Annotated in this window: 16 protein-coding genes; 6 read left to right on the top strand and 10 right to left on the bottom strand. The window is 38.5% G+C overall.

Features of this window, described 5'->3' with window-relative positions; translation table 11 throughout:
- Positions 1–63: 63 nt before the first annotated feature.
- The 4 genes from Arg41_RS04645 to Arg41_RS07930 all read right to left on the bottom strand — a co-directional run bounded on the left by Arg41_RS04645 (position 64) and on the right by Arg41_RS07930 (position 5243).
- Entirely contained in the window at positions 64–2634 is a 2571-nt protein-coding gene (locus tag Arg41_RS04645; protein ID WP_092343067.1) for a type IV pilus assembly protein FimV, read from the bottom strand.
- A 218-nt stretch (positions 2635–2852) separates the two neighbouring features.
- Positions 2853–4559 carry an AMP-binding protein gene (locus Arg41_RS04635; protein ID WP_139057350.1) on the bottom strand — a complete coding sequence of 569 codons (1707 nt, stop codon included), beginning with the start codon at positions 4557–4559 and terminating at the stop codon, positions 2853–2855.
- Positions 4560–4722: 163 nt separating this feature from the next.
- Entirely contained in the window at positions 4723–5061 is a 339-nt protein-coding gene (gene fdxA / locus Arg41_RS04630; protein ID WP_092343064.1) for a ferredoxin FdxA, read from the bottom strand.
- A 17-nt stretch (positions 5062–5078) separates the two neighbouring features.
- Entirely contained in the window at positions 5079–5243 is a 165-nt protein-coding gene (locus Arg41_RS07930; RefSeq protein ID WP_157722278.1) for a hypothetical protein, read from the bottom strand.
- A gap of 114 nt (positions 5244–5357) precedes the next feature.
- Here Arg41_RS07930 and trxA point away from each other — a divergent pair, with 114 nt between their 5' ends.
- The 3 genes from trxA to rpmE all read left to right on the top strand — a co-directional run bounded on the left by trxA (position 5358) and on the right by rpmE (position 7355).
- Positions 5358–5684, top strand: coding sequence for a thioredoxin (gene trxA, locus Arg41_RS04625; RefSeq protein WP_092343063.1), 327 nt, complete (start codon positions 5358–5360; stop codon positions 5682–5684).
- Positions 5685–5813: 129 nt separating this feature from the next.
- A complete protein-coding gene (gene rho, locus Arg41_RS04620; RefSeq protein ID WP_092343062.1) occupies positions 5814–7073 on the top strand; it encodes a transcription termination factor Rho in 1260 nt (419 codons plus the stop codon).
- Between the two features lie 51 nt (positions 7074–7124).
- Complete coding sequence (gene rpmE / locus Arg41_RS04615) at positions 7125–7355, top strand: 50S ribosomal protein L31 (RefSeq protein WP_092343061.1); 231 nt, start codon at positions 7125–7127, stop codon at positions 7353–7355.
- 68 nt (positions 7356–7423) lie between these two features.
- On the opposite strand, the gene orn is transcribed toward rpmE, so the two are convergent.
- Positions 7424–7966, bottom strand: a complete 543-nt coding sequence (gene orn / locus Arg41_RS04610) for an oligoribonuclease (RefSeq protein ID WP_092343060.1) — start codon at positions 7964–7966, stop codon at positions 7424–7426.
- A gap of 675 nt (positions 7967–8641) precedes the next feature.
- On the opposite strand from orn, the gene Arg41_RS04605 reads away from it, so the two are divergent.
- The 3 genes from Arg41_RS04605 to Arg41_RS04595 are packed head-to-tail and all read left to right on the top strand — an operon-like array spanning position 8642 to position 14318.
- Positions 8642–9754: an efflux RND transporter periplasmic adaptor subunit gene (locus tag Arg41_RS04605; RefSeq protein WP_092343059.1), complete on the top strand. Its 1113-nt coding sequence runs from the start codon at positions 8642–8644 to the stop codon at positions 9752–9754.
- 20 nt (positions 9755–9774) lie between these two features.
- Positions 9775–12873 carry an efflux RND transporter permease subunit gene (locus tag Arg41_RS04600; protein ID WP_092343058.1) on the top strand — a complete coding sequence of 1033 codons (3099 nt, stop codon included), beginning with the start codon at positions 9775–9777 and terminating at the stop codon, positions 12871–12873.
- 35 nt (positions 12874–12908) lie between these two features.
- Entirely contained in the window at positions 12909–14318 is a 1410-nt protein-coding gene (locus tag Arg41_RS04595) for a TolC family protein (protein ID WP_172792672.1), read from the top strand.
- Here the strand turns inward: Arg41_RS04595 and hfq are convergent.
- The 5 genes from hfq to hisS all read right to left on the bottom strand — a co-directional run bounded on the left by hfq (position 14304) and on the right by hisS (position 19527).
- Positions 14304–14567, bottom strand: coding sequence for an RNA chaperone Hfq (hfq, locus tag Arg41_RS04590; RefSeq protein WP_092343056.1), 264 nt, complete (start codon positions 14565–14567; stop codon positions 14304–14306). The genes Arg41_RS04595 and hfq overlap by 15 nt on opposite strands.
- 129 nt (positions 14568–14696) lie before the next feature.
- Positions 14697–16025 carry a ribosome biogenesis GTPase Der gene (gene der / locus Arg41_RS04585; protein ID WP_092343055.1) on the bottom strand — a complete coding sequence of 443 codons (1329 nt, stop codon included), beginning with the start codon at positions 16023–16025 and terminating at the stop codon, positions 14697–14699.
- Positions 16026–16034: 9 nt separating this feature from the next.
- Complete coding sequence (locus tag Arg41_RS04580) at positions 16035–17567, bottom strand: outer membrane protein assembly factor BamB family protein (RefSeq protein WP_092343054.1); 1533 nt, start codon at positions 17565–17567, stop codon at positions 16035–16037.
- Positions 17564–18247, bottom strand: a complete 684-nt coding sequence (locus Arg41_RS04575) for a YfgM family protein (protein WP_092343053.1) — start codon at positions 18245–18247, stop codon at positions 17564–17566. Before Arg41_RS04575 ends, Arg41_RS04580 begins: the two co-directional genes overlap by 4 nt.
- On the bottom strand, positions 18244–19527 hold the full coding sequence (gene hisS / locus Arg41_RS04570) for a histidine--tRNA ligase (protein WP_092343052.1): 1284 nt from the start codon (positions 19525–19527) through the stop codon (positions 18244–18246). The genes Arg41_RS04575 and hisS overlap by 4 nt, the downstream gene beginning before the upstream one ends.
- Between the last annotated feature and the right edge of the window lie 3 nt (positions 19528–19530).

Raw genomic sequence — 19530 nt, 5'->3', positions numbered from 1 at the left:
GAAAATATGAGTATTAGGGGTACAACAAAATGTCAGAGCACGACCAGCACAAAGCATAACGTATCAGTCATCATCTTCATTTAATTCGCTCAGATCCAAATCAAAATTCAATAACCCATCATCGCCAGAATCTCTTTTCTCCGGTTCATTGTCTGATGGTCCTGAAGTCTTGGTTTTGGCATTATCACTTTTATCTTTATCCTTTGGAACAAAGTCTATATCATTGTCTGATGGTCCTGAAGTCTTGGTTTTGGCATTATCACTTTTATCTTTATCCTTTGGAACAAAGTCTATACCTGATTTAGTGGCGGTATTTTTAGCAGAAGTAGAACTACCACTTTGCTTAAAAGATCTATTGTCGCTAACATCAGCTTCAGAACCCACATTAGAACTACGGTTAGTAGCAGCTGGAACACGATCAGCTTTCAACTTACGATCACTACCTGAAACAACTTCGTTGGTATCAGAATCATCATTATGTTTCTTCAAAGAGCCAGGGGAAAAGAATGAACCACCGAATTTGGCAGCACCAGAAATTTTGGATTCAGTACCTTGTGGCAAGTAATCACCCAAATTAATATTGTCCATACCACTAGCAAAATTGCTCCAATCAGAACTAGTTGCTCCGTGAGCAGACAACATACCACTAGCTAGCTTAGTTATATCACTAAATCTCTTCATAACATGGTAGATCTCCGCCAATTTCAAAGATACTTCGACGTTATGTTTCTTTTGATACTCTTCTTCAAGAATTTTAGCTGCCTCATCCAAGCGTCCATATTGAACATACACATCAGCTTCAGAAATAGGATCACCAACAACCCTATGTTTCATAACTGATCCGCCAATACTACTACCATCAGGCGAAGAATCAGAAACTGACCAATCACGATTACCAGACCAGGAAGTAGATTCTTCATGATTATCATGCTTATTCCTGCTCATATACTCCTTCTGTTCAGCAGAACTACCCCTAGGATTCACATCAGCAACATGTATTTCCCTCTCACTAGACGGCAAATTTTCTTTAACACGACGCCGTCTTCTAATCAAGATATAGGCGATAAACACCAAAACACACACCACAACCGCGATAGTAATTGCTGCAGGAGAACTAATCAAAGTCATCAATAAATCGACAACAGATTTATCTCCATCGTAACTTCCTTGCTCTGGGATAACCAAACCAGGAGGTGGTAACAAATTATTATGTCCCGGTCCAATATTTGTTTTGCCAGAAATCTTAACATCTTGAGCCAATTCAGGAACACTAGTATTAGGTACAGGAACAATAGTCTTAGGTACAGGAACTAGATTAACTGCTTCAGATTTATGGGATTTGCTAATAACACTAGATCCAGAACCATTACCTACATCTGCTACAGTAGTTTTTTCTTCTTTTATCTTCTGCTTTAGTTTCTCAATTTCCTCTCTCAATGCATTCACTTGAGCAGATACAGCCCCAGGATCATATGATTTTTTGTGATGCTCAGAAATTATATCCTCCTCAGAAGAACCTAATCCTGTTGAGCTCAAAACTGCAGATTCTACACGGACAACATTTTTCTTGGTAACATGATGATTATTCAACAAGTGATTCTTACCAATCTTCTTCTTCCGAAGTACTTTCTTCTCTTCTCCATAAAATGGTTTTTGTTTGTGAACATAAAATTTCTTTTTTGCAAAAACACCCTCCTCCTTTGACAATAGTTCGCTATTATCAGAGGAGATTACATTCAACTGATCAGGATTAGGAAGAATAACAATTTGTCCTGGGACCAAATTACCTTCAACATTACTTCTCAAAGAACTATTCATACGGAGAATGGCATTAGCCATATCTTCTGCCCTAGCACTAGGATATGTATATCTACTGGCTATAGACTTTATAGTATCGCCAGATTGAACTACATACGCCGGTTGATTAACATCAGCATGGTCTGAGTCTACCTGAGCAGTATCTATTGATAAAACAGCTGCATCTAAATCCTCTGTCAATTCTGACCAATCATCAGAATCGCTAATTGAATCAGAATCGTAATCTAAGCTCCAATGTTCAAAATCAGGCTCGGGGAAATTCCTAGACAAACCATTTCCGTGACTGTTACCGGAAACTTTTCCCAAGTTTGAAGAATCGTTAGTAAGCCCGTTATCATAATAATCATCTTTCATATTGTAATTTTCGTTAGCAGTAGGCTTATACTTAGAAAAAACTTGAGGGTCAAGAGCCACAGTAAAATCACGACCAATTGTTTGGGCCCCAAGAGAGAAATTCACTGAAAAAGATATAAGTGGTTCATCAACAATAGAAGTAGATTTAAAATGGACAACATAATGATCTCCATGTTTTTCCAAGGAGTACTTTATCTGTGACATAACAGGAAGAGAAGGTGATTCTAGTCCGTAGTATCCATCAGAAACCTGATTTTCCAAATCTACGTTAAGATCATCTAAATTCTCCATCTGAGAAGGGTAAACAACAACTTTAGCTGATAACTGTTGCCCCAAATAGCTTTCAATCTCCAATGGCCCGAGAGAAAAAGCACCAGATATACCTGGAAACAAAAGAGCGGCACAAGATAACAAACCTCTTGTTCTATTAAAACGATAATTTTTTGTTTTGTAATTGGGCATAGTCCGTCATTTCAAAAACACACCCGGAATAACAATCGGGTTTTGGGAAATTATTATTATCCACATACAGCCAAAACTTAACACAAATAAAAAGCGCAGAAATAAAAACTGAATTCTCTTGAGGACTATTTAATAACATGACTGCAGAAAAAATGACAAAAGCAATGCTCACAAAGGAGAGAAATATCTCTACGGGCTTGCAGACTAAGCATAATCACTTATTTTACAAGTCGTCGCAATACCTTACCAACTGGAGATTTGGGCAGAGAATCACGAAATTCCACTATACGTGGTATTTTGTACCTGGTAAGAAACTTGCTACAAAAATCGATAACCTCCTGACTAGTAAGAGAAGAGTCCCTAGGAACAATAACAGCTTTAATCCTCTCACCTGAAGAGGAATCATCAACCCCAACGATAGCTGATTCCACAACTTTAGGGCACTTTGCAAGAACCTCCTCAATCTCGCTAGGGTAAACATTAAACCCTGATACGATAATTACATCTTTTTTCCTATCAACAATACGGAAGAATCCTTCCTCATCCATTACAGCAATATCACCTGTACGCAAATATCCATCAGAAGTAAAAACTTTATTCGCTTCATCGTCACTTCCCCAATACCCTTTCATAACCTGAGGGCCTTTAATACAAATCTCACCAGGAGTACCAATAGGAACAATGTTATTATTTTCATCGATCAGAATAACGTCTGTAGATGGAATTGGAACTCCTATGCTACTTTTAAATTCTGAATTTCCCATGGGCATACAACAAACAGCGGGACTAGTTTCTGTTAAGCCATAGGACTCATTGATAACAGTTCCGGTCAAATTGGTCCATCTACGGGAAGTTTCCTCCAAAGTAGAAGAACCACCACTCATAATCCAATCATATCCAGAGAAATCTGCACCCCTAAAATCCTTATGATTCATCATCGAATTGAAAAGAGTATTAACTCCAGCAAAAATATTTGCCCTTGAACGATAAGATCTCAATGTTTTCAATAACATAGATGTATCTCTGGGATCAATAATAAGAAGGTTATCAAACCCAGCATAAAAAGATGTAAGAAAATTTACAGTCAAAGAAAAGATGTGGTACACAGGCAAGGCCGTAACAATCATGGAATTACCAAAATCTAAGGTAGAACCTTTGAACCAGCACATAATCTGCATTATGTTGGACAAAAAATTGCCATGGGTCAGCATTGCCCCCCTAGGAACACCAGTAGTACCACCTGTATATTGCAATACAGCAACATCATCCAGTTTGGAATAAATCCCCCCAAAAGTTTCAGTAAAAGACTTACTAACGACATCGAACGAACTACTACCGGGTTTAAACAATATGCTACGCAAAGATTCTGTATGTAGTGAACCTACATTCTTCACCATTGGTAAACGACGAATGTACTTTGTGTACAAAGCCAAAGCATGTCGCTTAGAAAAAGACAATAAATCTCCTATCCTCGTTACTACAACTGATCGAACAGGAAATCCCTCTTTCTCTGAGGCCTCCTCAACAACATGTGCCAAACTACTGGTCACGACCAACAAGGACGGAGTAGAATCCACTAGCTGGTGGTACAACTCAGAGCTTGTGTACATAGGATTAACATTAACAACAACCATTCCCGCAAGAATAGCACCGAAAAAGGCGACAAAATATTGAAAGGTATTGGGCAACATTAATGCAATACGTTCACCAGGGTTGAGTTTTCTGTCAAAGCATAAATATTCAGAAAAACGACAGGCGTAATCTGCAACCTGATCGTAGGTCATAGTACAGCCGAAACTGTGAAAAGCCACCTTATTCCCATACTTCTTCACGCAGGAAACGAACATACCCGCCAAGGAGTCAAAAGGAATATCACCTATAATTTCCGGGATGTCACCATAACTTCTAAGCCAAGGTTTATTCATGTAGAGACCTTTGCAAGTATTAACAAAATCGTAATAGAAAACATACTCGACAAAAAATATAAAACCAAATTCATCGCTGATGAAAAAATAAACCGAACCCCGCTCCAATATATCCTATATTATTCCTAGAATAAACAACACCCAAGGAAAGTGAAAACCAACATCACTCATTAAAAGGATTTTCATCAATAAAATCAATCTTTTGAGAAACATTAACCCACTTATCAGCATCACTAGGTGGATCCTTGGGCTGGTATATTGTCGGCCATTGCTTTGCCAGACGTTCGTTTAGTCCCAAAAAGTGCTTCATATCATCTGGCAACTCGTCTTCAGAAAAAATTGCATTAACTGGACACTCTGAAATACACAGTCCACAGTCTATACACTCTTCAGGGTCGATTACGAGAAAATTCACTCCCTCGCGAAAGCAATCAACGGGACAAACAGAAACGCAATCCGTATATTTGCATAGAATGCAAGATTCAGTAACAACGTAGGTCATATAAGATATCTCCATATTCAGTACTGAGGTTCTTTGTAAGACAAACTCTGTCCTGTGCTACTGTGGGATTTTTCTGTCAATCTCATAAATGTCAGGACAAAAGACTTACTTTTGTTCCCCTTAGAACATTTTCGGTGGTATAATTCTACGGTACGGTTTGCCACGATGGCAGTTGGGATCATTTTTTGGTGCTCCTGTTTCCCATCAATCTAGCTGAAAATTGGTTGTAGCTTTGCACCAACGGCTGGTTTATCGGGGCTTGTTGCACCTGTACGATAACCTGAGGAAGACATGTCGTGAGTGACTTAATCAACGTCGAAGATGCAAGTGATTTTGAAAAAACAGTTTTGGGGAGCAGCATACCGGTTGTTGTGGATTTTTGGGCACCCTGGTGTGGTCCTTGCAAAATGCTCACTCCTTTACTTGAGGAACTGTCGGTAAGTTATTCGAAAAAGGTGCTTTTTGTTAAGGTGAATGTTGACGATAACAAGGATTTGGCTGCAAAATACTCTGTAAGGGGTATTCCGACCATCATTTTGTTTAAGAATGGTGAAGTTGAGTCACACAAAGTTGGTCTTTTGAACAAGTCTCAGTTAGCTACATTCATCGATTCTAACATATAGTTGGCAAGTAACCAGAAAGTCATCTGTTTACCTTCTTCTTGGAGAAGTTTTGTCTGGCGTTCCTCCTGGTTTAGTTGCACCCTTTCTTGGTTTCAATTTTCTTTTTTAATTTTACAGTAAGTAGATTCTATGCGCCTATCTGAACTCAAAGCCTTGCACGTTACCGAATTACTGGATATAGCCGCCTCCAATAAAATTGAAGGCGCCAACCGATTGAGAAAACACGAACTTGTATTTGCTATTCTTAAAAACCATGCCAAACGTGGTGAAACAATATATGGAGATGGAACGTTGGAGGTTCTGCCGGATGGATTCGGGTTTCTTCGATCATCCGACACTTCCTACCTTGCTGGAACGGATGATATTTATGTAAGTCCTTCCCAAATAAGGCGTTTTTGTCTGCATACTGGAGATACCATAGAAGGCGAAATTAGGATGCCCAAGGATGGGGAACGCTACTTTGCTCTCATCAAAGTTGATTCCGTCAATGGAGAACCCCCAGAGCCGGCAAAGAATAAGATACTTTTTGAGAATCTAACTCCTCTGCACCCAACTGATCACCTATCGCTAGAGCGCGACATAAGATCGGAAGAAAACCTCACTGGACGTACGGTTGATATGATTGCTCCAATAGGAAAAGGTCAGCGTGGATTGCTGGTTGCACCTCCTAAATCTGGAAAAACTGTAATGTTGCAACACATAGCCCACTCTATAACAGCAAATTACCCAGAGGTAACTTTACTTGTACTTTTGATTGATGAACGCCCTGAAGAAGTAACTGAGATGAGGCGTTCAGTACAAGGTGAGGTCATTAGCTCAACCTTTGACGAACCTGCAATCAGGCATATACAAGTCGCAGAAATGGTAATAGAAAAAGCTAAACGCTTGGTAGAACATAAGCGTGATGTGGTTATACTTTTGGACTCTATAACTAGGTTGACCCGTGCTTACAACACTGTTATTCCAGCATCAGGAAAAGTTTTAACTGGTGGTATAGACGCCAATGCACTACATAGACCCAAGCGTTTCTTCGGTGCCGCAAGAAACGTTGAGGAAGGTGGGAGTCTAACGATAATAGCAACTGCATTGATAGACACTGGGTCGCGTATGGACGAGGTGGTCTACGAGGAATTCAAAGGCACGGGAAATCTGGAAATCCATCTTGACCGCCGCCTAGCAGAAAAGAGGGTGTACCCTGCCATCAACATATCGCGCTCAGGAACCAGAAGAGAAGAATTGTTGCTAAAACCAGACATTCTTCAGAAAATTTTAATTTTACGTAAACTAATTTATGCCATGGATGACATTGAGGCCTTAGAATTCGTTATCGAAAAGTTGCGTTCGACAAAAAATAATGATGAATTTTTTGATTTAATGCGCCGGGGTTAAATAATAGATTCTGGCAATGGCTAAATTTAGATTCTAATTAGGAGACATCAGGTGAAAAAAGGAATACACCCTGAATACGGTGAGGTGGAAGTTATTTGCGGTTGTGGGGAAAAATTTAAAACCAGGTCTGTCTATGTCACTAAAGGACCATCGATCAATATCGAGGTATGCTCGCGCTGCCACCCATTCTATACGGGAAAGCAAAAAATAGTTGACACAGCAGGACGAGTTGAGAAATTTAACAGACGGTACTCAGGAATCAACTTAATGTTAAAGAAGTAAGCCCTACCAGGGGAAGTAAGGGGGGAAGAAGGCATATCCTCCCGTATTTTACCTCCCGTGAGACGTGTTCAGCTAGAAATGAACATAGCCCTGTAGAATTGCAGCTCCGCTATGGATTGCCTGACATCCAGAAGTGCCTGATGAGCTAGGTTTCTCTTCCTGAGCTTGAGTAACTCCGGCTTCCATCGCCTAACAAGTTCCTTTATTGAACTCACGTCAAGATTTCGGTAATGAAAAAATGACTCTAACTCTGGCATGTATCTTGCAAGAAACCTTCGATCTTGGCAAATACTATTTCCGCACATTGGTGATTTATTAGGCAATGCGTGCTTATGCAAAAATTCTAGGTATTGATCCTTTACCTTTTCCTCATCGAAGGTTGACAGTTTAACCCGTTCTATAAGTCCAGATCGGCGGTGCGTCCCTTGATTCCAAGCATCCATTTTATCGAGAATATCATCGCTTTGATGAACTGCTAGTACCGGACCCTCAGCCAAAGTATTAAGATGCATATCCGTCACAATCATAGCAATTTCCAGAATTCTATCGTTATCCGGAGACAAACCTGTCATTTCTAGATCAACCCAAATAAGGTTAAATTCATTTTGCATGCAATACCCATCCGTCTAAGTAGAAAATTAAATTTAAATCAAGACAACTCGTTGCTTAAGCAAAGAAGCCAATCCAGCATCTACCGGAAACACAAACTTTTCCTTAAGTAAAAAAAACTGTAATATTGGAAAATATTATAGGTATTTCAGCCATATGGTAATATAATCGGTCCCCATTAACGTAAAATTCTATCACGCTATTTCTCCATGAGAAGCAAACTTCCACCAAATTGCACTAAAGAACACCACACATCTTAAATTTATGGGGCAAGCGGGATCACCCCTCCCCCGTCACTATTCCCGTATTTGTCACCGGTCAGATCACCCACACCCGACACACTACAGCAAAAAAGGTAAATCTTTAAAGTTATATTTTCTAAATCACTTATGCCACAGCAAAACACTCTTAGATAATCAGTATGTCATAAAGTCAAGCAAAACAGAGAACGACTTTTTCATATTATCAAGTAAAAATTTAGAAGTTATTTATTTATAATGTACCGTAGTAGATTTTTTACTACAAAACCACACACTCACGACGCACCAAAAAACTAATATCAAACAAAGATCAGCTAAAAACTGAACTCAAAAAACAATCACGATAAACGTAGATTAGCCCCATATTATTGCTATAGCGTTTATAATACCGGTGATGCTTCAATCTGGATTGTTACAATGCTAAGAAGAATATTACTTCTAGGCGTAATGACTATCTTCGGCCTGGTGGGTTGTCAAAACCAAAATGAACCTGAGGAAGAAACAACTCCTCTAGTATCAGTGGTAAGACCGGAAATATCACATCGTCTAACCCAGTGCTATACCTATTTTGGGCGTGTTGTACCAAAACAGAACAGCATACTAAGTTTCCGCATTCCTGGTCACATAGAAAAAAGACACACTGAAGTTGGCAAATCGGTGGAACATGGTGATCTACTATTCGAACTTTATGATCGCGATTACCAAGCAGCTAACCAAGCAGCAAGCTATGTGTACCAAGCGGTTTCTGCACAATTTGAATCTGCTTCTGCTGACTATAAAAGTAGTCAAAAGCTATACAACGATCACTTTATAACAAAACCTGATCTAAATAGAAGACATGCTAAACTGTTAATGGCACAGGGCGAAATGTTTCGCGCAAAAGCAAAACACATAGAGGCTCAGAACAGACTATCCGACACCAGACTACTTGCGCCATACAGCGGCACCATAACAAAAATTATGGCAGAGGATGGCCAAAACGTCGGCCCTGGAACTCCCGTTGCTGTAATAGCTAGAAAAGATAATCTTGATATTGCTATCAATGTCCCCCAAAACGATATAGGAGCAATACAAAATTTGTCTGCTTGTCAAATCAAAATCGACTATGAACCTGGAAAAGAAAGTTCATGCTCAGGACATATAAGACAAATAGGAAGCAATGCAGATCCTATCTCAAACACGTACCAAGTTGTTATATCCATTGATAAATGTGATACGGAACTACGTTTGGGAATGACAGGATCAGTACTATTTTCTAAAAAATCGGAAAAAACTAATTACCTTATCGTACCAATAACCTCCGTCGGACATAAAGAAAAGAAAGGAGCTTTTGTTTTAGTTTTAGAAAAAAATAAACTCCATAAACGTTTTGTCTCTATAATAGAAAATGATGATGATAACCACTATATAATTAAAAGTAATGATTTATCACCTTCAAATGAGATAGTAACCGGACCTTTATTCATTCTTCACGAAAATCAGGCGGTGCGCGTTACAAGGGAAATCTCAAACGAAAAACTTAGTCACTAGAAAGAAATAGACCATTTACCATGATCCATAAAAATTTTAATATCTCTCGATGGGCTGTTGAAAAAAGATCCTTAACTAGATTCTTAATTGTTGCCACTATAATTATGGGTATATTTTGTGGTGTACAACTAGGACAAAAGGAGGACCCTGATTTCACATTTAGGGTTGCTATAGCTGAAATCATTTGGCCAGGTGCTAGTACAAAAGAAATTGAGAAGCAAATCATTTCTCCCATAGAGCCATATCTTCAAGAGTTACCAAACATACGTTATGTAAGTAGTAATGCGTTACCTGGTCGAGCATCATTCAAATTCAATATCAAGGGAAATACCAAAGTTAATGATATTGCCGACACTTGGTACCGCATGCGCAAAGTTTTTACAGACAAAAGATACCTGCTCCCAAGAGATATTAGGGGACCATTCATAAATGATGATTATGGTGACACATTCATTACACTTTATGCAGTTACAGGAAATTCCTATAATCTAGCACAGCTTGAAAATGTGGCAGAACGCATAAAAAGTTCTCTCGTACTGGTAAATGGGGTACGTAAAGCATCGATTATTGGTAATGTTCCAGAAGAAATTAGCATTATCATTCCTCCCAATAAAATGCATGACATGGGGTTATCATTTCAAGCTGTTGCCTCATTAATTAACGATCACTCAAAAGTGGTGGATAATGGATTATTAGAAATCAAGGAATTACAGTGGTATTTATATACCAGTACTAACTTTTACTCAGTAGCAGATATAAAAAATATTCCGTTTCCGTGGAATAATCGCATATTACATATTTCAGACATAGCACATGTAACCCAAGACTTACAAAACCCAATAAAACGCCAAGTATTCTTCCAAGGAAAGCCAGCTATCATCATAGGTGTAGTTATGAATGGTAACGAGAATATACTTAACGTTAACCTCTTACTTTCAAAAACCGTTAAAAAAATCAAGAAAGATATTCCTGTTGGAATCAGCCTAGATACAGTAACAAATCAGGAAAGCACTGTACGCAACTACATACAAACATTTCTGTACAAACTGGCATTTGCCATCCTGATAATACTACTTGTTACATTCTTTTCACTAGGAATTCAAACCGGATTTGTGGTAGCTCTATCGATTCCAATTGTACTAGCAGCTACTTTTACTTTTATGTACTTCCTGGGCATAAGTTTTCAGAAAATATCACTTGGAGCCCTGATTATTTCGCTAGGATTATTGGTAGACGATTCGGTAATCTCAGTAGAAATGATCACTCAGAAGTTAGAAGAAGGCTGGGAAATGATGAAAGCTGTTGGCCACAGCTATGATACAACAGCAATTCCAATGCTTACCGGGACTTTGATTACAGTAGCTGGATTTATACCAATTGGAATGGCTCGTTCATCAGCAGGTGAATATGTATTCTCCCTGTTTGCCGTAGTAACTATTTCCATGCTAATATCCTGGGTGGTATCTATATACTTCACACCTTACATAGGCTACGAACTGCTGAAAAATAATGTGGGCAGTCTTCGAGCTAAGCACCACAGCACTACCCGTACCCAGGAAACAATCAGAAAAACCGTGGTTTGGTGCGTTGATAATCGTTACTTATTGATCATTGGCACGGTTGTTGCGTTTTTCATTTCATGCTTCTTGCTGACGCAATTTGTTCCTCAGCAATTTTTTCCAGCCAGCAACCGACCGGAAGTCATAGTAGACCTTTGGAACAGTCCTGACAGCAGCTTGGAAGAAACGAAGAAAACAGCACATGAAACTGAAAATTATCTAATGAAAACACCAGAGATTAAAAAACTAATTAGAAATATCTCTACATACATTGGTCAAGGAGCCCCAAGATTTTACATGCCTATTGATCAACAAAAGCCAACTCATGAGCTCAGTGAAATTATAGTATTGGCTAAAGATATCCCATCAAGAGATACTTTGATCAGAAAAATAGAGTTGCACCTAGCAAAAAATCTACAAAATACACGATTTAGAGTATCTCTTCTTAATTCAGGGCCTCCTGTTGGTTGGCCAATTCAGTTCCGTGTATCTGGAACTGATCACAATATGATTGGAAAAATTGTCAATCAAGTTAAGGATGTTTTAAATAGTAGCAAAGATGTTTACAATGTTTTTGACAATTCTGAATTTAGAACAATAGTACTTAAATTTGAACCAAACCAAGAGCGACTACGTGCTCTAGGAATAAGTTTACAAAAACTTCAATCTACCATTAAGTATATAACCAATGGACTACCTATAGGAGAACTCAGAGAAGGAAATAAGCGTATAGCTATACTTTTGCGCGGGTATGATCCACATAAACCTGCATCATTAAACAAAATAAAATCTTCGTATGTTCAATCAGAGAGTGGAAAATGGGTGCCACTAAAAGACATTGGAAGCTGGTCATTTGTGGGAGAACAAACTTCCATTTTCCATAGAAATGGTATTGAGACCGTTACAATTAATGGACAAACTAATAATCTAAACGAAATAAATTCTATTTCACTACTTCTTGATAAAAAACTGGATGCCATTCGCAAGAATATTCCAATTGGATATAATATTACACCTGGTGGTTCTGTAGAAGAGTCTAAGATTTCCCAGCAATCGGTTTATGTTAATCTACCTATATTCATTTTAGTAACTATGTTTTTACTAATGATTCATTTGAAAGATTTTGAAAAATCTATGTTAGTTTACGTAACGGCCCCACTTGGTTTGATTGGGAGCACGTTATCATTGCTGGTAACTAGACAACCATTTGGGTTCGTTTCCTTGCTAGGAATAATAGCCCTAGCTGGAATGATTATGAGAAATAGCATCATACTTATAGACCAAATTGACCAGTACACTAATAATGGGATGGAAGTTTATGATGCGATAATAAAATCAACTGTCAAACGTTTTCGTCCAATTGTATTAACTGCTGCTGCTGCAGCATTAGCGTTTATTCCTCTCAGTTTCAATTTATTTTGGGGTCCAATGGCTATCTCTTTAATTGGTGGGCTTACGATTGCAACCATATTAACTCTGACGTTTCTACCGGCATTATATGCGGCTTGGTTCAATGTTAAAGGACCTGTTTCGTCAATTGCTGGCGAGATTGAAACATGAAATTAAAAACAATTTCCCTTATCTCGTTACTTGTAATGTCAGGATGCTTAACGCGGAACGTTTATGTTGACTATCCTGTATCACCCCCATTGCAATTTAAGTACCAACAAAATCCTCGGATAGCTATAGGATCTAAGGCCGTTTATCAATTTGATTGGTGGAAAAAATGGGGTGACACAAACTTATCGAATTTAATAAATACGGCACTATCTAATAATCTAGATTACAGGCAGCTTTTATCTAGAATAAAAGAAAGCAGAGATCTTCTTCGTATAAGAGCTACTCAATCGTGGCCACTCATTGGAGTCAATGCACAATCTGGTAGACAAAAAATTATGCTTCCACAGCCATCAGAGTACTTTGCTAGACAGCAAGGATTCGGGATTAAATGGGAAATGGATTTGTTTGGCGCAAAAAAAAGCAATGAGCGGTCTGCTTATGAAAAGTATTTATCACTAACAAATCAAAAAAGAGTATCACAACTTCTCTTAAGCACAGAAATAGCCAAAACTTATGTTCATCTTTTATCTTTATTTAATAAGGATAAAATTATACTGGAAATGATTAATTGGCAAAAGAAAGCAGCATTATTTTCTGAAAAACTATGGCATATGGGACTTTTGGATTTAGTTGATAAAAATAAAATATTCAGTTCGTATATAAATTTAGAAACCAAAAAATACGAGATCATAAAAGCTATAAATATATACACTATAAAATTAGCAGTTCTGTTAGGAAAAAATCCTGAGGATTTTATTTTTGACAGTAGCAATTTTGACCACATATCTCTCGACGATTTACTTGCCAAAGCACCAATACCAAGATCTCCATTACCAATTGATGTACTAAATAAAAGATGGGATGTTGCTGTTCAATATCATATCCTCAAATCTGCAATGCACGAATTAGGTGCCGCACAAGCATCACTTTATCCTCAGATTACATTCGGATATGACATAAATGAACAGAAGGTAGAACTATTCGGACAAAATATATCTGGATCTATTTACAACCTTGGGTTCTCACTTTCTATTCCATTTTTTGCTGAGCCACTAAAAGGAATGGTACAGGCAAAAAGAGATGCAGTAAAAAGACAGGAAGAAAAATACAAAGACACCATAATAAGAGCTCTATCGGAAATCGAGCGTTACTACGTAGAGATACAAACGTCCACCAGAGAAAAGCAGCTGCAAACTATATCGTTCAGAAACACCGCAAAAAACACCATGAAATTGAACGAAGAGTACGAATCAGGCGAGGCCAACTACCTTCAACTAGCCCAAGCCAAAGGAGAAGAACTCAAGGAGAAAACATCCCTCGAAGACACAAAAGAACAACAGCTAGACAACACAATAGAGCTGTACAAGTCAATGGGAGGCTACTGGACAGTAGAATCAGCAACAACACCAAAGACAGCAGGTGACCCAGCCCTAAGAAAGAGCTGAATCACCCAGGTCCTGGACATCATCATCAGATTCAAAGCCAACAGCCCTAGATGGAACAACTGTGGATATAGCGTGCTTATAAACCATCTGCGTCACCGTATTTTTCAACAAAACCACGTACTGATCAAACGAATCCACTTGCCCCTGAAGCTTAATTCCATTAACCAAATAGATAGAGACTGGAACGTGCTCTCGCCTCAAAACATTCAAGAAGGGGTCTTGTAGCGTCTGGCCTTTATTATTGCTCATAGTCACTCCGTTAACCACAAAGATATCATTACACTAGAAAAAATCATAATATACAGGATCCGATCCGTAAAGTCCCTTACTTTTACCTATTTTTAAAAAATATGTGTTTTTTTATTCTTTGACTAGCAGTCACACATATGGATTTTTACTACCTTTAAATTCGATTAGCAAAGGCACTCCTTCAATATGAAAATGTCTACGAAAAAATCGTGACAAGTAACGCTTATAAGTATCTGAAATAAACTGAGTTGAATTACCATGAATCACAATCAAAGGTGGATTATGTCCGCCTTGATGTGCGTATCTTAATTTAGGTCTACTAAACCCAGACCTAGGCGGACTTTGATTAGACACTGCCTTCATCAAAACACGAGTCAACTTAGATGTGGAAAAGTGACGGCGTGCCGAATCATATACACTCTGTGCCTTTTTCATAACATCAAAAATACCGCTAGAACTCAAAGCCGAAATGTAGCAAACAGCAGCAAAGTCAAAAAAAGATAGCTGATTATTTAATAACTCTTTAAATTTTTTACGTTGGCAAAAATCAAGTAATTCCCATTTATTAACAACAATAACTGCCGCACATCCTTCCTCAGCTAAATAACCTGACAAATGCAAATCTTGAACAGTTATTCCATGATTAGCATCTATAAAAAGCAAAGCAACATCACAACTATGAATTGCCTGCAAAGTCTTGATTACTGAGAGTTTCTCTATCTTATCCGTAACTTTATTTCTTTTACGAACACCAGCTGTATCTATCAATTCATACCTATGATCTTTGTAAAAGAAATCTACAACTATAGCATCTCTGGTTGTACCAGACTCAGGGCTTACAACAACACGATCTTCACCAAGCAAAGCATTAATAAAAGTAGACTTTCCTGTGTTAGGTTGTCCAACAACTGCAAAACGCGGCACTTCAACCGCATCTGATTTCGCGGACAAATCAAAATGTGAGGGCAAACTTCCAATCATGGCACTCATTAGATCATTAACACCATCACCATGTGCCGCAGAAATAGGAATAGCATTTCCCAATCCCAAAGAAAAAAACTCAGCTGCCAACACAAAACCTTGCCCACCTTCAGTCTTATTAACAACTAGAAAAACAATTTTTTCCTTCCTACGAAGATCGGCAGCAATACTATGATCTTCAGCAGTCAAACCGCAACGACCGTCCACCATAAAAAAAATAACATCAGCCTCATCTATGGCCAATAATGACTGTTCATGAGTAATACGATTAATATCATTACCTGGGCTATCCACAATACCTGCAGTATCTACAGCAATGAAGTGGTGTCCATACCAAGATACACGAGCATAGTGTCGATCCCTTGTAAGACCAGGAGAATCTGCAACTAAAGCATCTCTCATTCTAGTTAAGCGGTTAAATAAAGTAGATTTGCCTACATTAGTTGAACCAATTAAAGCCAATACAGGGTAATTCATAAAATATAATCACGATTTAACATAGTGAACACAAAAAACATGCCCATCTTGGGACAAAATAACCACGTAGTCACTCCATACACGAGGAAAGCTCACAAATGAAGCTCGACGAGAAAATTGTAAACGACGTACAAGAGCTCCAGTACGTGAATTCAAAATATCAAGCCTACCAAACCTGTCTCCAACCAACACATAATCTTTAAATATAACTGGACGCGTCAAGAAAGTATCACCCAAAAAATTAGACGTCCAAGCTTCATTTCCAGATTCTAAATACAAAGATTGAACTAATCCATCTTCAGTACTTATAAAAATATTTCCGGCATCAAACACAGCGCCATAAAATGATCGTATCCCCTTAACCCAAGAAAAAATTTTCTTATCAAGTTGGTAACATCCAACAGCATGCAAAAAGGAAACGGCACAAACAATATTAGGTTTAATATAAAAAGCATTTCCCACTAAATCTGTCATTCGCTCTAAGTCACTAACTCCTTGAGAAGAAAATAGTGTAAGTGCAAACTTAAGGTGTCCATTAGTCTTATCTAAAATAAAAATCTGTCCCTTCGGGGCTGGAACCAGAATATATGGACCTGAAACAGTCAATGGAGCCGGATCACGAACAACCATATCTTTAGACCATGTTCTTGAAAAACGCCACAGCAAAGCACCATTTGCCCTATTTAGTGCCACAACAGAACCATAAATGTTCTTAATTATAAGTTGTCCATTATCGGCAACTGGCAAAGAAGTAACCGTACTATCTAAGTTATAAGTCCAAACTATATGTCCATCGTGCATAGAAAGCGAATAAACTTTTCCATCCTCAGATACAACAAAACAAAGATCAGTGTCAACAACAACACCAGCAGATAAATTTGGCAACCTAACACTCCATTTTTTATCACCAGATGACACATAAAAAGCACTAACACGACCGCCAGTAGAAGCAACAACGGCAGTACCATCCGCACTCACATCCGGAGATAATATAGAAATCGGATTACGATTTGGCGCTGGAACAGTATGAACCCAAGATAAAACCCAATTAAAGCCAACGTGATCAACACTTTTATCACTAGGTGAGTTAAAAAATTTCCTTTCTACAGAATATCGCTTCTTCTTATGAACCACGTTACTAACTTTATTGTCCTCAGATCGATACAGCAGATCGTTATGAACCTTGGGCTTATTGGAACTCAACAACAATTCTTTTTTTAAATTTGCAATGTTCACATAAAAACCACCTCCTTTTACATGATCATCTGATGACAGGGTTGTAGATTTAGGATCATCTACCTTACTTTTTGAGGAGGCAACCTTATCGTTATTAAATTTATCCTCGGCGTTCAAATCAGAGGAATTACTCTTATCTTTATCAGGATAAGATTCAGTTTTATTATGTAAATCAAAATTAGGATCATTATCATCTCTGAAGTGCACTGTAATGGAACCAAACTTACCCTCAGCAGCATGAGATAAGACAACATGCCCCAACAAGACAACATGCAAAAAAAATACAGCAAGACGTCTATTAATCATGAAAGAACCTCTGCACAACGAATACGTTCATCAATAAGAGATTTAAAATTTTTCTGAAGCTCCGAATCATGAACCCCCCAAGACTTATTATCTAATTGTGCACGCTCAGACATTATCTCTGAGGCAGAACGATACAGAGAAATTGCATCCGCATAACGACCTTGGACTATCTCAAGATCACCCTGCTCCATCAAAATAATTGGTTTAAACGAAGTAAGAGACGGAGAAGACAAAAATTCTTTAGCCATATCATATTTTCTGGCATCTATGGCTATAGGTACGGCACGAACTATAGCCAAAGTAGCCCAAGGCTGATCACCTTTGTCAATCATCCATGTAAGCACAGAAAGAGCATCGTCAGTTTTTTTCTCCTTAACTGCAAAAGCAGAAAATGCCAGCGAAGCCAAATAGGAATATGGTGACAAAGGAAAATTCAACTGCAAATGCCTAAGGGCTTGTTGAGATTTACCAAAATCTTCAGCATTAATACCAACCTGAAATAAAGAATAATATGATAGCGCCTGAGCATTTTCTTTATTGCGATACCAACTCCAAAAAGAGTGACCAGAAAAACCTACAACCGCTACAAGCAGTAGCGTCAACATCATAGGCAGATACTTACGAAATAAATCCCTAAGAACTTCAATCTGTTCCTGCTCTTCCTGACTATAAAGGTTCATAAAAGTGTATCCCCTTGCCCTTTCAAAGAGTTTACCAAAAATTGTGGTAAGTCATGAAAACTAACTTTATCTTGTTGACCGCTGGATAGCATCTTAACGCAAACAACACCCTCATTAAGTTCATTCTCGCCCACAATAAGTACCCCCGTGCATCTCAATTGATCAGCCTTTTTCATTTGAACACTCAACGATTCCCGACCAGTGTGGACTATAATTGAGCAGCCAATACGACGCAAATCTTCAGCTAAACGATGGAGCTCATAAAATGACCTCTGGTCAGAATGAACACCATAGAAACGAACAGGAGAGTCAGGAATAAACTTTTCTGAACACAAAGCAACCAGTCGTTCAATTCCTATTGCACAACCAACTGCATACATAGGGCCATATCCAAGCTGCACCGCCAATCCGTCATACCTACCTCCAGCACAAACTGCAGATTGACTCCCTAGTTTGTCAGTAGTCCACTCAAAAACGATACCGTTATAGTAATCTAAACCTCTTACTAATCGATGATTCCAAGTATAATTTATACCTAGTTGCGTCAAAGATTCCAAAAATTCGTGATAATGATCTTGAGTCTCAGGGTTTAGAATATGAAAGAAAGATGGAGCCTTGGATATCAAGGCCTGCATAGCTGGATTGTTGCTGTCTAGAATTCTAAAAGGGTTCCTATAAAGACGGCGGCGAGAATCACCATCAAGCAAATCGGAGTGAGAAGAAAAGTATTCAATCAATAATTTGCGATAAGATTTTCTTTCATCAGGATTGCCCAAAGTATTAACATTAAGGAACAAACTACCTTCAATTCCCAAACACTTCCAAATCGACCTATTGAGTAACAAAAGCTCAATCTCTACATTAACGCTTGCTATTCCAAAGCATTCCAATCCTATTTGGTGAAATTGACGGTACCTACCTTTCTGGGGACGTTCGTGGCGAAACATAGGCCCGTAATACCAAAGACGCTGAGAACGACCATATGTCATATTATTTTCAGCAACAGAACGCAAACAACAGGCGGTTCCCTCTGGACGCAAAGTCAATTTTTCACCACTGAAAGAATCAGTGAAAGAGTACATTTCCTTCTCAACTATATCTGTTACATCACCGATAGCCCGGCAGAACAGATCAGTTGGTCCCACAATAGGAAAATCCATCCGATCATAACCAAACTCTGCACAAACCTTCGACACCAAAGCAACAGCACGATCCCAAGAACGTGCCTGCGACGGCAGCAAATCGTTCATACCTCGAATTGAATATAGATGAGATGGCATACC

This window comes from Candidatus Ichthyocystis hellenicum, assembly GCF_001460935.1.
GTDB lineage: Bacteria > Pseudomonadota > Gammaproteobacteria > Burkholderiales > 2013Ark19i > Ichthyocystis > Ichthyocystis hellenicum.
This window is presented reverse-complemented; position numbering and strand designations above follow the sequence as displayed.

What these genes read in the sequence shown, in the direction of transcription:
- Arg41_RS04645 (WP_092343067.1), bottom strand. Translation starts at nt 2,634, where the DNA reads ATGCCCAATTACAAAACAAAAAATTATCGTTTTAATAGAACAAGAGGT.
- Arg41_RS04635 (WP_139057350.1), bottom strand. Translation starts at nt 4,559, where the DNA reads ATGAATAAACCTTGGCTTAGAAGTTATGGTGACATCCCGGAAATTATA.
- fdxA (WP_092343064.1), bottom strand. Translation starts at nt 5,061, where the DNA reads ATGACCTACGTTGTTACTGAATCTTGCATTCTATGCAAATATACGGAT.
- Arg41_RS07930 (WP_157722278.1), bottom strand. Translation starts at nt 5,243, where the DNA reads ATGATCCCAACTGCCATCGTGGCAAACCGTACCGTAGAATTATACCAC.
- rho (WP_092343062.1), top strand. Translation starts at nt 5,814, where the DNA reads ATGCGCCTATCTGAACTCAAAGCCTTGCACGTTACCGAATTACTGGAT.
- orn (WP_092343060.1), bottom strand. Translation starts at nt 7,966, where the DNA reads ATGCAAAATGAATTTAACCTTATTTGGGTTGATCTAGAAATGACAGGT.
- Arg41_RS04605 (WP_092343059.1), top strand. Translation starts at nt 8,642, where the DNA reads ATGCTAAGAAGAATATTACTTCTAGGCGTAATGACTATCTTCGGCCTG.
- Arg41_RS04600 (WP_092343058.1), top strand. Translation starts at nt 9,775, where the DNA reads ATGATCCATAAAAATTTTAATATCTCTCGATGGGCTGTTGAAAAAAGA.
- Arg41_RS04595 (WP_172792672.1), top strand. Translation starts at nt 12,909, where the DNA reads ATGTCAGGATGCTTAACGCGGAACGTTTATGTTGACTATCCTGTATCA.
- hfq (WP_092343056.1), bottom strand. Translation starts at nt 14,567, where the DNA reads ATGAGCAATAATAAAGGCCAGACGCTACAAGACCCCTTCTTGAATGTT.
- der (WP_092343055.1), bottom strand. Translation starts at nt 16,025, where the DNA reads ATGAATTACCCTGTATTGGCTTTAATTGGTTCAACTAATGTAGGCAAA.
- Arg41_RS04580 (WP_092343054.1), bottom strand. Translation starts at nt 17,567, where the DNA reads ATGATTAATAGACGTCTTGCTGTATTTTTTTTGCATGTTGTCTTGTTG.
- Arg41_RS04575 (WP_092343053.1), bottom strand. Translation starts at nt 18,247, where the DNA reads ATGAACCTTTATAGTCAGGAAGAGCAGGAACAGATTGAAGTTCTTAGG.
- hisS (WP_092343052.1), bottom strand. Translation starts at nt 19,527, where the DNA reads ATGCCATCTCATCTATATTCAATTCGAGGTATGAACGATTTGCTGCCG.